Annotated in this window: 12 protein-coding genes and 1 pseudogene; 6 read left to right on the forward strand and 7 right to left on the reverse strand. The window is 60.3% G+C overall.

The features are described 5' to 3' along the window. The first annotated feature begins 193 nt into the window (after nucleotides 1-193). The 6 genes from CKO42_RS24440 (at nucleotide 194) to CKO42_RS24465 (ending at nucleotide 6,189) form a co-directional block, all read left to right on the forward strand. Nucleotides 194-1,777 (forward strand): HD domain-containing phosphohydrolase, encoded by a 1,584-nt coding sequence (locus CKO42_RS24440; RefSeq protein WP_200250954.1) that lies wholly within the window; start codon nucleotides 194-196, stop codon nucleotides 1,775-1,777. Nucleotides 1,778-1,996: 219 nt separating this feature from the next. After that, entirely contained in the window at nucleotides 1,997-3,394 is a 1,398-nt protein-coding gene (gene fliD, locus CKO42_RS24445; protein ID WP_200250974.1) for a flagellar filament capping protein FliD, read from the forward strand. Between the two features lie 46 nt (nucleotides 3,395-3,440). Beyond that, complete coding sequence (fliS, locus tag CKO42_RS24450; RefSeq protein ID WP_200250977.1) at nucleotides 3,441-3,869, forward strand: flagellar export chaperone FliS; 429 nt, start codon at nucleotides 3,441-3,443, stop codon at nucleotides 3,867-3,869. A gap of 21 nt (nucleotides 3,870-3,890) precedes the next feature. Further along, nucleotides 3,891-4,301, forward strand: a complete 411-nt coding sequence (locus CKO42_RS24455) for a flagellar protein FliT (RefSeq protein WP_476737486.1) — start codon at nucleotides 3,891-3,893, stop codon at nucleotides 4,299-4,301. A 29-nt stretch (nucleotides 4,302-4,330) separates the two neighbouring features. Continuing rightward, nucleotides 4,331-5,911 carry a flagellar hook-length control protein FliK gene (gene fliK, locus CKO42_RS24460; protein WP_200250984.1) on the forward strand — a complete coding sequence of 527 codons (1,581 nt, stop codon included), beginning with the start codon at nucleotides 4,331-4,333 and terminating at the stop codon, nucleotides 5,909-5,911. Continuing rightward, nucleotides 5,908-6,189, forward strand: a complete 282-nt coding sequence (locus tag CKO42_RS24465) for an EscU/YscU/HrcU family type III secretion system export apparatus switch protein (protein WP_200250997.1) — start codon at nucleotides 5,908-5,910, stop codon at nucleotides 6,187-6,189. The genes fliK and CKO42_RS24465 overlap by 4 nt, the downstream gene beginning before the upstream one ends. A gap of 80 nt (nucleotides 6,190-6,269) precedes the next feature. On the opposite strand, the gene CKO42_RS24470 is transcribed toward CKO42_RS24465, so the two are convergent. The 7 genes and pseudogenes from CKO42_RS24470 to CKO42_RS28650 all read right to left on the reverse strand — a co-directional run. Beyond that, nucleotides 6,270-7,550, reverse strand: a complete 1,281-nt coding sequence (locus tag CKO42_RS24470) for a methyl-accepting chemotaxis protein (RefSeq protein ID WP_200251000.1) — start codon at nucleotides 7,548-7,550, stop codon at nucleotides 6,270-6,272. 88 nt (nucleotides 7,551-7,638) lie between these two features. Beyond that, entirely contained in the window at nucleotides 7,639-8,142 is a 504-nt protein-coding gene (locus tag CKO42_RS24475) for a chemotaxis protein CheW (RefSeq protein ID WP_200251003.1), read from the reverse strand. Further along, the gene (cheA, locus tag CKO42_RS24480) at nucleotides 8,139-10,304 is read right to left on the reverse strand and encodes a chemotaxis protein CheA (protein WP_200251016.1); all 2,166 of its coding nucleotides are present in this window, start codon (nucleotides 10,302-10,304) and stop codon (nucleotides 8,139-8,141) included. Before cheA ends, CKO42_RS24475 begins: the two co-directional genes overlap by 4 nt. Nucleotides 10,305-10,460: 156 nt before the next feature. After that, entirely contained in the window at nucleotides 10,461-11,006 is a 546-nt protein-coding gene (flhC, locus tag CKO42_RS24485) for a flagellar transcriptional regulator FlhC (protein ID WP_200251019.1), read from the reverse strand. A gap of 3 nt (nucleotides 11,007-11,009) precedes the next feature. Then, the gene (gene flhD, locus CKO42_RS24490) at nucleotides 11,010-11,339 is read right to left on the reverse strand and encodes a flagellar transcriptional regulator FlhD (RefSeq protein ID WP_200251021.1); all 330 of its coding nucleotides are present in this window, start codon (nucleotides 11,337-11,339) and stop codon (nucleotides 11,010-11,012) included. A gap of 18 nt (nucleotides 11,340-11,357) precedes the next feature. Then, on the reverse strand, nucleotides 11,358-12,956 hold the full coding sequence (locus CKO42_RS24495; protein WP_200251024.1) for a methyl-accepting chemotaxis protein: 1,599 nt from the start codon (nucleotides 12,954-12,956) through the stop codon (nucleotides 11,358-11,360). A gap of 57 nt (nucleotides 12,957-13,013) precedes the next feature. Further along, nucleotides 13,014-13,112, reverse strand: a pseudogene (locus CKO42_RS28650) (IS1 family transposase); the annotation flags it as partial.

Raw genomic sequence — 13,112 nt, forward strand, 5'->3', positions numbered from 1 at the left:
GCAATGGGGGCAGCAAACAGGTTCAAGTACCATAACTAAAGATCCCGAAAGTTTACCGTTAACAGTAGAATAGTATATAATTTTCTTTGATCAAAAAATATCACCGGTACAGATCAAGAACACTACCCAGAAGCCGTCCGAGATCGAGACCTTGCTAGGCCAGCTGAGCGAGCCTGGAGGGGCGTCGTTGGTGATGGAGGATTCCGACGGCAAGGCGTTGCCGGTTTTGGTCGCCGAGCAGGTGTTCGGCGATCATCTGCTGCTTGATATCAGCGCGATCCGGGAATTGGCGGGTCCTTTGAAGCGTGGTCAGCCGTTTCGGCTGGTCGGCGAGTCTAAGGGCATGATGCTGCGGACCCCGGTGCTGGTCATCACCGTCTGCGAGCAGCAGCAAGGTCGATTGCGATGTCGTTGCGATTACCCGCTCTACTTAGAGGTGTTGCAGCGGCGCCAATACTTCCGTGCAAAGCTGCGGCTGGGGATGGAGGTTGGCGCCATCCTCAGAGACCAGGAAGACGCGACAACCTCTCAGGGCGACCTGAAGAACCTCTCGCTGGATGGGTGCATGGTCGAAATGCCCATCTCGAGCGCGAACATGTTGGTGGCGTCCGAGCCGCTTGAGATCGAGCTCTGCTTCCCTGACGGCACGCGTTTTGCTATTAAAGGTGTTGCAAAGCACTACAGCACCAACATCGAGCGGCAAGTCATGAGTGTTGGCTTCCAGTTCAACACGCCCAACGTCGAGGAAGAACGCCAACTGTGGCTGCTTGTCCGCGAGATCGAGCGCGAATCGGCTCGCCAGTCAGCGAGTGGCGGCGATGGATTGCTGCGCTCGTTGCTGTTCCAGACCGACCCCAAAGCGCCGCCACTGGTCGCGCGACGCAATGCCCAACGCTATGCCACGCCGATGACGAAGCGTCTTGCGCGTGTGGCAGGCTACTTGGATGCGCAGCTGCTCGAGCTCTCCTGCGATCATCGGTTGGACCCAGTCCAGCTGTCGCGACATGCAGACCGGCTGCTCCTGCTCCATGACGAGGATCGCGAGGCCGTCTTGTTTGCGGTCCGGTGCCTGTCTCAAGAGGCCACGTTGGTGCGTCACTGCCTTGCGGTGGCCGTTCATCTGCTCGACCTGGCGACCTTGAGCAAGATGCCGCGCGATGCCTGCAAGGCTGTGGCTGCGTGCGCGATGGTGCACGATTTTGGCAAGGCGTTTCTGCCAGACAGCGTCGTCAATTCGCCAGAGCTGGATCAAGAGCAGCGTGCCCTGTTGACGACCCATGTCGCCCTGCTCGAGCCAAGCTTTGAGCGTTGCCAATGGTTAGCGAGCAGCGTGTTAAAGAGTGTGGTGTTCGAGATCAACGAGCGACTTGACGGCAGTGGCTATCCGCTGGGCCTGAGTGGCGATCAGCTCGGTGAGCTGTCGCGCGTGGCGATGGTCGTCGACGCGGTCGATGCGATGCGCCGAGAGCGGCCCGATCGCCCGGCACGGAGTATGGCGCACATCTATGCTCGACTCGCACATCAGTCAGAACGTTTCGACCAGCGCTGGCTCAAGCGTTATATCAGCGCCTTCGGGTCTCTGCCGATTGGCTCGTTGGTCCGCTTCGAGGCCGGGCAGCTGGCTTGGATTCAGAGGCTTGATGCCAAGGGCCGGCCGCTGCAGGTGCAGCTGACGGATGCGGTAAAGCCACCTGATGACTCGCTCGGCGAGGTGTTGCGTGACGAGGCCGTGCTGAAGCTCGGCAAGCCGTTGGAGGAGATGGTGGTTTCGCTCTGACCCTTATCTCATGGCTGACTGTCTCATGGCCCACTGTCTCATGGCCCACTGTCTCATGTCCCACTTGGCCGCGGCGGCACGGTTTTCGCCTAAAGTCCGGATGGCAGCTGCCGATAATCCTACTAACCTTAGGAGGGAGTTGCTCGCAGGGGCGGGCGTTTTGGCCAGCCTTCGATCGCTAGCCAGGCATACTCCCAGAACACGACACGAGGAGCCGTCATGTCAACTATCACTTCGCTCGGCATCGGTTCAGGGCTTGATCTCAACGGATTACTCGATCAGCTACGCGACGCCGAGCGCGGTCGGCTTCAGCCGATCGCTCAGCAGAAAGAGGCTCAACAGGCGAAGCTTTCGGCCTATGGCAAGCTGCAAGGGGCGCTTTCGTCCTTGCAGTCGGCGGCTGATACACTCAATGGCAGCGCGCTGTTTGGAAGCCTTTCCAGTAGCGTTACCGGTACCAGCGTGACCTCGGCAGCGGATTCCAACGCCGTGCCGGGTCGCTATGATGTCAGTGTGACCACACTGGCGCGCGCCCAAAGTATTGCAACCGGCGGTTTTGCTGAGGGTGAGACCTTTTCTGCGGGGACCATGAGCATCCAGGCCGGCGATGCTGATCCGCTTAACGTGACGGTGGCGGAGGGCGATAGTCTCGAGGCTATCCGCGACAGCATCAATGCCGCAGGCTCTGGGATTACTGCGAGCATCGTCAACGATGGTGATGAGACCAATCCCTATCGCTTGGTGCTGAGTACGAACGAGACCGGCACCAATGCAGCGATCCAATCGATCAGTTTTACTGGTGGCGATGAGCGCCTGAGCTTCGAGGTGGAGCCGGAGACTGGTTACGTTGAACCTTACGCCGGAATGCGGGAAACCGTTGCCGCCGAGGATGCGGCCTTGACCGTCAACGGCATCGTCATCACCAGCCAGAGCAACCAGGTCGAAGGCGCTATCCAAGGCGTGACCCTGAGCTTGGCCGAAGAGGGCGACTCAGCCAATTCGACGGTCATCGTCGAGCGCGACAATTTTGCCGTACGTGATGCGATCAGCGGATTCGTTGATGCTTTCAACTCCTTGAAAGAGACCACAGCTGATCTCACCAGCTTCAATGCTGAGACTGGTGCCGCTGGCGAGTTGCTCGGAGACAGTGCGTTGCGCACCATCGATTCGCGGCTGCGCGGTGTGCTCGGTGGCATCGTCTCTGGCGGTGACTTCAGTACGCTCTCCGATATCGGGATCAGTCTGCAACGCGACGGGACGCTCGAGATTGATGCAGAAAAGCTCGACGATGCGGTTGTCAATCAGCGGCAGGCACTCACCACGTTCTTCGCTGGGGACACTGAGGCGGGAGGCTTTGCCGGCGCACTGAGCGAGATGCTCGATCAGGTGCTTGATGATCGCGGTTTGCTGGGGAGCGCTCGAAGCGGTGTGGAATCGCGGATCACCAGCCTCGATGAACGCTCCGCCCGCATGGAAATCTCGATTGAGCGTGAGATCGAGCGCTATCGGGTTCAGTTTGGGCAGCTCGACTCGATGATCGCTCAGATGAATCAGACCAGCACCTACCTGACGCAACAGTTTGACAATCTAAATTCAATGCTCGGCAGAGATAATTAATCGCGAGCGGTCTGCCGACAGCCTGATCAAGAGGGGAGCCAAAACGATGAATGTGATGCGTGGAGCAACAGCCTATGGCCGAGGGGCCGGCGCCTATGCCCGAGTGGGAGTGGAAAGTGGAGTCATGTCAGCCAGCCCACACCAGCTGATTACGATGCTGTTCGACGGCGCAATCGCCTCGATTCGCGCGGCCCGCATCCAAATGCAGGACGGCAATATTCCGGAAAAAGGCAAAGCGATCTCTAAGGCGATGGATATCGTCAACAATGGTCTGGCTGCCGCTCTGGATGCGGAGCGTGGTGGCGAGATTGCCGAACGCTTGGCATCGTTGTACGACTACATCAGCCGCCTGTTGCTGGCTGCTAACCTGCACAACGATGAAAAAAGCCTGGATGAGGCGGAGGCGTTACTCGAGGATGTCTCAGCAGCTTGGCGCGAGATCGGCGAACAGCAGACGCAGACAGCTGTCGCCTGAACGAACATGGTCGCCTCGCTGATGCCCAAGACGCCAACCGGCTCCGGGTCCTCGACTCGTCAGCAGGATCTGCTGACGGTGTATGAAGCGCTGCTAGCATGCTCGGAGAGGATGCTCAAATCTGCCCGAGAGGCTGACTGGGAGGCGCTGATCGATCTTCAGAGCAGTTATCTTGCTCAGGTCGAAGCACTTCGCTGTTTCGATGACGAGCCGATGCCCCTCGGTCAAGAGGTCAACGATCGCAAAGCCGAACTGCTCAAGCAGCTGCTCGAGTCGGATCAGGAGATTCGCCAACGTTTGATGGATCGGCGGCGCGAGCTCACGCAGATGATTTCAGGCTCTAGGCAGCAGCTTGCCTTGTCTCGCACCTACAGCTTTTATCAGGAGACCTCGGAGGTCATCGAGGCCGCTCAGCGCTTTACGTCGACGTGAGTGGCATCAACACCCTCATCGATACCCTGATGCATCAAGTATTGGGGAAGCGGGTTGATACTCCACACCCCCGCGACCTCAATCAGCCGGTCAAGCCGATGACGGCCGCAGGGGCGCTTGCCGCCGTCCGCAGTGATTCCCGGCTCGATGCGCGGAATAATGCCCCGGTCAGAGAGGCGGGGCGAGCCCCACAGGACGAGCGCGCCACGCAGGCCCGCCAGCCGACTGGCGAGAAGCTGCCACCGCCTTCCACACAGACGACCTTCACCTCTTCGGCACGCTCGATTGCCGATCTGATGCTGCGTTTTCCGGCCTCCCCATCCGCACTCCGCGTCGCGCAGCCGTTGTTTCCGTCCAGTCAGAGTCCGGCGCCTACTCAGGTGGCAGAGCGACTCCAGTCGTCGGTCCGTGATAGCGGGCTGTTTTACGAGTCTCATCTGTCGCGCTGGTTTCGCGGTGAATTGCCGCGCGAGCAATTGCTGCGCGAGCCGCAGATGTTGCGATCGTTGAACTTTAGCCAAGCAGCGTCAAGCCTACCGCCAGCGCCGTTAAAAACGAGCTTACCTGCTTTTCTGCTGGGTCTATCGAGGGTAGGTGGCGCAGCTCCAGCGCTCGCGCAGAGTGGTTTGAATGCACAGTCAGTCTTACCGGTCGCTCCTCCTGGGGCAGGCGTCGGTGGGGTTTCGGCGGCGCCGGGCTCGGCGCAGCCATTAGGTCTTGCGGGGGCGGCGGCTGGCGCAGATGCGCGCGGAAACAGTGCGGCGGCGCAGCCGCAGGCCTTGAACGCCGACATCACGACGCGGTCAGGGCGTGAGCAGCCGCTGCTTGACCCACAGACGTTGAGTTCCTTGCGCTTCACCCAGGCCTCACCGAGTCTGCCGCCGACGCCATTGAAGACCAGCCTGCCGGCCTTTTTGCTCGGTCTATCTCGGGCAGGTGAGGCACCCGCTGGTTTCGCGCAAGGTGGCACGAGTGGGCAGTCGGCATCGCCGGCGGCTCCAGGTAGTGCCAGCGCCGCTGGTGCGCCCGGAGCCCCGGGAACCTCGCAGACCGCGCAGCCATCAGCCCCTCCAGGAGCCCCTGCTGGGGTGGCTGGCGCCGACGCACGCGCAAGCAGTGTTGCTGCGGTGCAGCAGCAGGCATTGAATGCGGAGATCGCGACCCAGTCGGCGCGGCTGCAACGTAGCGAAGTCATCCATGAGAGCTTGCAGGGCGTGGTTCGCCATCAGCTCGAGCTATTGGCGACACCGGTGCTGCGGTGGGAGGGCGACGTTTGGTCCGGTATCTTTATGGCGCTGATGATTCAGCCGCCGGCAAAACGGGATGAGCGAGGGGGAACGGACGAGGAGCAGGGGCAAGATGAGTCTGGCACCAAAGAGTGGCACTCAAATATGACCTTGCAGGTGGCGGGCCTTGGGGAGGTTGGCGTAAAGCTCTGGCTGCGCGATTCGCAACTGGATCTCGAGCTTGTGGCGCGAGATCCAGATGTTCGCCTGGCGCTGGCCGAAGGCGTCGATCAGTTAAAATCTCGGCTTGATGCACTAGACCTCGCCGAGGTTCGAATCCGCCTCCACCACGACCTGCTCGAGCCAGAAGAGGCACCACCATGAGCGAGGCGCTACCTGACGAACGGCGTCGCGCGATTGCCCTTGCCTATCGTGATGGGGATGATGCGCCGCGTGTCGTTGCCAAGGGGTACGGCGACATCGCCGAGCGCATCATCGAGGAGGCCGCGCGACACGGTATCTACGTCCATGATGCTCCTGAGCTTGTCGGACTGTTGATGAATCTGAATCTCGACGAACAGATTCCGCCGAGTCTCTACCAGGTGATTGCCGAACTCCTGGTTTGGGTTCGACAGATTGCCGATGAGCGGGGGCATAGCTGATAGCTTAACGTGAATCTCACGCGATTCATTGTCCGGGGTGGCGCCGCGCCATGAGAGTTAGGCGGGTTGTGCGAGATCACCTAAGCGGCGCGACGACGCTTTCCTTTGGTGCGACCGGCCTGAGCGAGATCTTCCGGTGTGAGCGTTTGCATCCATTCGGCGGCTGCGTCATAACGATTGGCCGTAAAGCGCTGCTCGACCTCGGGTGCGAGCTTGAATACGGAGACGGCCTTTCTCAGTCGTGCTGCCTCGGCCTCGACCTGATCTGCGGCTTTTGCGTCCTGCCGCACCAAATCTGCGTTGCGCTGGGTGACCTGATCCATCTGCGCAATGGCACGATTGATCTGCTCGATACCCTGACTCTGATCCCTTGAGCCCGAGGTGATCCCATCCATCAGGCTGTTGACCTGATTGACCGCCAAGACAATGGCATCGATGGATTGCATGGCCTGATCCGCTTGCGCGAGACCGGTGTTGACGCCTGTGACCGAGGCCTCGATCAGGGATCGAATCACTTGAGTCGCATCGGCACTGCGTTTCGATAGGTCTCTCACCTCGCGCGCGATCATGCCGAAGCCGTGACCGCTTTCTCCCGCCTGGGCGGCCTCAACCGAGGCAAGCAGCGCGATGCGATTGGCCTGAGAAGCGACCTTATCGATGAGCTCGACGACCTCGGTCATCCGCTGCACGCCTTGGCTGATCTCACCCATAGTCGCGCCGAGATCGCCAACCGTCTCGTGACCAGTGCAGGCGGTGCGTGCCGCGCTCTCTGTGACGTGGCGAGCGCGGCGCGCCTGTTCTGCATGTTGCCTCACGGTTGCCGACAATGTGGCGATTTGTGAAGCCGTCTTCTTTAGCTTGGCGACCTGCTCTTGAGTTCGCACTGAGAAATCATTGTTGCCGCTCGCGATGTGCTGGGCGCCGCGGTGGACGGCATCACTACTCATGCGGACCAGCGCCACGGTCCGCGACAAGCGCTGCTGTAGGGCCTTGACCGCGGCACTGAGTTGGCCGAGCTCGTTACGGCCGAAGCGCTCGAGCGGCACTGAGAGGTCGCCGTAAGCCATCGCGTCGAAGCTGGCGACGACCTTTTGCAAGGGCTGTAGGACGTTGGCGATCACGCCCCAAAACACCACCGCAGCGGTGAGCAGCGCAATCACGAGCACGCAGATGATGATCAAGTGGGCATGGTCCGCGAGTGCTGAGAAGTCCTGCAGCAGTTGCGTGCCCGCGGCGCCCGATTGTGGTGCCAACAGGCCAATTGTGCTCTCAGCCTGGGCCAGTACAAAGAAGCCGAGCACGCTGAGCACCGTGATCAGCAACAGGAAGGCGCCAAGCACCAGCGCCCAGCTCGTTCGCATGCTCATGTCTAACAAGCGAACGCTCAGCGCTTGTATAGGGCGTGCTCCGCGACCGTCTTCGGCCGTGGATCGCGCCTCCGGCAATGCTTCACCCGGCGACCTGCTCGACCTGCTCGACCAGGGCCATCTCCTTGCTGGTCAGGAGCCTGTCGATATCGACCAGGACCAGCATGCGATTCTCCAAGCTGCCGAGGCCTTTGAGGAAATCTGACGACATGCTCATACCGAGCTCTGGGGCGGGCTTGATCTGATTCGGCGTCAGCGTCATGACGTCTGAGACGCCATCGACGACGATGCCCACGATCCGGTCGAAGACGTTGACCACGATCACCACGGTCTGGCCGCCGTATTCAACCTTGTCCAGATGGAACTTGATCCGCAGGTCGACGATGGGCACGATGACCCCACGCAGGTTGGTCACGCCCTTGATGAAATCGGGGGCGTTGGCGATGCGTGTGACATTCTCGTAGCCGAGAATCTCCTGAACCTTGAGGATGTCGATCGCATACTCCTCCTCGCCGAGCGAGAAGACTAAAAACTGCTGGTTCTCACCCTCTGTTGCAGATAGGGCGTCGCTCGTTAGACGGCTCATGAGAGGGCAACCTCCGTTGATGTGGGAAGGGGTTTAGCGGACGTGTCGAGGCTTGTCTGACGGGCTTCCTTCTTCCTCTGGCTCAGATGATGGAGTCCGGCAATGTCGAGGATCAGCGCCACGCGGCCATCGCCGAGGATGGTTGCCGCTGATACTCCTGGCACTTTGCGGTAGTTGGTCTCGAGGTTCTTCACGACCACCTGCTGTTGGCCGATGAGGTCATCGATGAGGAGGGCATAGCGTCGCCCCTCGCCTTGGACGATAACAGCAATGGAGCGCAATGGATCGGTTTGGGCGCCTTCCACATCCAATGCGTCATGCACCGCGATGACGGGCAGGTACTCGTCGCGCATCCGCAAGACCAGGTCTTCACCGGCCATCTCGTAGAGATCCGCCTTGGTCGGCTGCAACGATTGCAGCACCGTCGACAGGGGGAGAATGAAGATCTCGTCGCCGACCTTGATCGACATGCCGTCGAGAATCGCCAAGGTGAGCGGTAGAACGATGCGAATGGTCGTGCCTTGCCCCGCCGTCGACATGATCTGTACGCTCCCGCCAAGGCCCTGGATGTTGCGCTTGACAACGTCCATCCCGACGCCACGCCCGGAGACGTCGGTGACCTCCTTGGCGGTTGAGAAGCCGGCGGCGAAGATCAGCTGCCAGACCTCGTCATCGGTCATGCTATCGGAGACGCTGAGGCCACTCTCGCGGGCCTTTGCAAGCAGCTTCTCGCGATTCAGGCCAGCGCCGTCGTCTTTCACCTCGATGATGATATTGCCGCCCTGGTGTCGGGCGGAGAGGGTGAGATGGCCGACGCGCGGCTTGCCTAGGGCCTCACGCTCTTCTGGTTTTTCAATGCCGTGGTCGAGGCTGTTGCGGACCAGATGCGTCAGTGGGTCGATGATGCGCTCGGTCAGGCTCTTGTCGAGCTCGGTCGATTCGCCCTCGGTGTGTAGCTCGATCTCTTTGCCGAGCTTGCTCGAGGTCTCGCGCACCACGCGCGGAAATCGGCTGAAGACGAAATCCATCGGGATCATTCGAATCGACATCACCGCTTCTTGCAGATCGCGGGCATTGCGCTGAAGCAGACTCATGCCATTGACGAGCGAGCCATTGGTCACGCCGTCAAGCTGGCTGACGGTCTGATCAAGCATCGACTGGGTAATGATGAGCTCGCCGACCAGGTTGATAATCTGATCGACCTTCTCGACCGAGACGCGGATCGATGAGTTCTCTGCTCCGCCCTTGGGCTTGGCCGGTGGCTTACTCGCCGTCTTTTTCGGCTCCATCGGCTTTTGCGGCTCTACCGGCTGCGCCAGTTCGGGCGCAGTGGTTTGGCTCGATGGCGCTTGTTCGGCGGCCTCGGAAGCCCCGGAAGCCGCAATGGGCTCGGCTGCGGCCTTGGACTCAGGCTCTGCTGCTTGCGATGCGGGCGAGGTGTCTTCGGCCGCGGCCGCGGCGGATGGCGTTGCGCTCCGCGTCTCGATCTGTTCTGGCTCGATGATGAAGCACATCACCGACTCGATGTCGGCTGCGCTGGTTGTGGTCTCAAGCTCGACTTCGTACCTTTCCGCGTCCCCAGATTGCGCGATAACCGTGCCGAACTGCTCGAGCTCCTCGACCAGAAGTGCACGATTTTCTTCGCTGATCCCGAGCAGGGCGATGAGCAAGGACGCTGCCGGCTCGCCTTCGCCGGCGGCCTCAGTCTCGGCTTCGCGCGTCTGCGCTTGAGGTTGGCTGGCCGGCGCGCCGGGGCTGCCATCGCCGCGGGCCTTGATCTCTTCTTCGGCAAGCTGTTGCAGGGTCTTGCAGATGCGCTCGAAGGCTTCTTGGTCCGGCTCTTCGCCATTGCGATAGGCCGTCAGCTGATCATTCAGCATATCCTTGGTTTCCAGAAAGATGTCGACAATGTCCCGACGCAGGTTCAGTTCGCCATGCCGGGCATGGTCGAGCAGATTCTCAAACAGGTGTGTGGTCTTCTGCAGTGCCTCGAAGCCGAAGGTTCCGGCACCGCCCTTGATCGAATGCGCGGTGCGGAAGATGGCGTTGAGCTGCTCCGCATCAGGCTCCTCGAGATTGAGCTCGAGGAGATAGCGCTCCATGTCAGTCAGCAGCTCTTCGGCTTCTTCGAAGAAGGTATCGTAGAAATCGGTGATGTCCATCCGCGTTTCCTGTTCCCGAACTAGCGACTGGAATCAGACCAGTCTGTCATACACGCCCGTCCGTCTTGCTTTGCCATCCTGGTGTAGACGCCTGAGGCCCGGCTCGCGAGCGCGTCGTGCGCTCGGGTGTGTTGCTTAGCCACGATGGCTGTTGGCTCAGTTAGCCTTGAGCACGGGGCCGGCACCGCGCCGCATCGTCTTGCCGGCCCGAGATGGCGGGTGGCAGATGCCACAGACATAGTCCTGAACGGGTGCATAGGCATGAACAATGAATTGACCACCGCAACGCGTACAACCCTTCAACTGTAGCAGATCATTCTCAAAGAATCGCATCAGCGTCCAGGCGCGGGTGAGGCCGAGCACGGTCTCTTGGCCACTGATCTGTATCTGCTCCTGATAGAGCCGGAACGCTCGCACAAAGGCATCGATGCGGTCACAGCCAAAGTCCTCCCGCAGGCGCTGGTGAATATTGATGAACAGTGAGGCATGGATGTTGGGTAGCCAGGTGATGAACCAGTCGGTCGAGAACGGTAGCATCCCCTTCGGTGGTGACTTGCCTCGAAGCTCTTTGTAGAGCTTCGTCAGACAGGTGCGGCTGAGATCGGTCTCGGTCTCTAAGACTTGTAGGCGGGCGCCGAGCTCAATGAGCTCGATGGCGAGCTGCACTTGATGCATTTCGGTGACCGGGCTCTTGGGTGGCATGGTCTAATTCCCCGTTTCATCGGGCTCGCTGCGCTGGCGCGACGCCATCAGGAGCGATGCGTGCAAGCCGCAGAGGTCCTGTTCACGCTGCTGATGCGTCACAATGCGCAGCTGCTCGGCATCTTCGTAGCCGAAACGGCAAAGTAACTGATTCGTTCGAGATAGTTTAGCGAGCTGACGCGCGCTCAGCGACAGCAGTAGCTCTGCCATTTCGTCTTGGATCTTGAGCCGAAACATTGCGCTTGCCCGATCGCTCTGAAGCATACGTTGCGCCAGCAAGAGATAGGTCAGATTAAGCTCTTGGATCTCGTTGATCAGGCTCTCTTCGTTCATCTGTCAGTGCGTCATGTGTCAGTGCGTTATGCCTCGCGGCAAGGCGGCCTGAGCATGCGGCTCGTTGTCATCGTCCCGAGCCGTGGCCCCCAGCTCGAAGGCGTCGATGAGCGCGTTCAGGTGCTCGGCGAGCGTGCGCATCTGGGCGGCTGAGGATGAGGTCTGGTTCACCATCGCGGCATTCTGCTGAGTGACCGTGTCTAGTTCGGTGACCGCGGTGTTGACCTCTGCGACGGCCGAGCTTTGCTCCCGGGTGCTGGCGCTGATCTCTTCGAGGACGTCATTGACGTTGCTGATACTCTCTAGAATCTGGTTCATTGACTCGCTCGCCTGCTCGACCTTACTCAGCCCGAGATGGGAGGTCTTGACGGACTCCTCAGTGACATCGCGGATCTCGCGTGCGGCCTGGCTTGAGCGCTCGGCAAGCGTGCGGACCTCTTGTGCGACCACTGCAAACCCCCGGCCATGCTCGCCGGCGCGTGCGGCCTCAACCGAGGCATTGAGCGCGAGGATGTTGGTCTGAAAGGCGATGCCATCGATCAGGGTGACGATATCGGTGATTCGCGACGACGCCTGGTCGATATCGTGCATGGTCGTGCGCAGCTCTTGCATCCCGGTCGAGCCTTGTGTGGCGGCCGTGCTGGCCGACGCCGAGAGCGCGGTTGCCTGATGGGCGGAATCAGCCCCGTGTGCCACCGTGGATGCGATCTCCTCCATGGCTGCCGAGGTTTGTTGCAGATTGGCAGCGGCTTGATCGCTGCGGCTCGCCAGATCTTCGCTGCTGCGCGCAATAGAGCCCGCGGTCTCATACACGCTGCGCGCGCTATCGCGCACATCCTGCAGCGTCAACTGCATGCGCGAGACGAAGGCATTGAACTGGCGTGCAAGCTCACTCAGCTCGTCGCGGCCGCTGGCGTCGAGGCGCCGCGTGAGATCACCCTCGCCCTCGGCGATATCGCCCATGGCGGCGGCGGTGCGCTTGATGGGGCGGGTGATGGTCAGTGAAATTAGGAAAGCGAGCAGGATGCCGACACCTAGCGTCACGGCGCTGATGAACAGCGCCGCGTTGCGCGCGGTGTTTGCCCGGGCAATATAGGAGGTTCGATCCAGCGTCACCTCAAGCACCCCCACGGGCTCACCCGAGAAGTCCCGGATGACGGCCCCCATCACCGCGAGTGGCGTATCGCCGTAGTAGTGGTCTTCCATCGGTTGCTCGCCCTTCATGGCCGCATCGAGAGCCGCCTTGCTCAGCAGCGGCTGATCACCAAAGGTTGAGGCGAAGGTCTTGAAGCCGCTCTCCTCGCGCAGCCGCAGGGCTGCACCAGCGCCGTAGAGTTCCTCAAAACGCTCGAAGAAATCCTGGCCGAAGCTCATGCCAAATTCGAGCGAACCGACGTGCTGTCCTTGCCACTGCACCGGTTGCAGGCTGCGGATACCGAGCCCGAACACGCCGTGCTCAAGCCCTGATATGGGCTGCTGTAAGCGGTTGGTCTCGATGACGGTCTGGCGGATGGCGCTGAGATCATCGCCAAACTTTTCCGGTCCATGAACGCGCAGAAATGAGGTCGCGGGTGGATTGTGAAACTGGAATTGGGCGATGCCGTACTGCTCACGCAAGGTCTTGAAGCCTGGAACAAAGAGTTCGGGGTAGTGTTATAGATATGTACCTGCTGCCTACTGAATTATTAGCCCAAACTCGTAGCGATTGATGAATAGGCCGATGACAATGTCATGCATCTTTTCAAGTTTAGAGAAACAGATTGTCTTTCTTGC

It is taken from the genome of Lamprobacter modestohalophilus (assembly GCF_016583905.1).
Taxonomy (GTDB): domain Bacteria; phylum Pseudomonadota; class Gammaproteobacteria; order Chromatiales; family Chromatiaceae; genus Lamprobacter; species Lamprobacter modestohalophilus.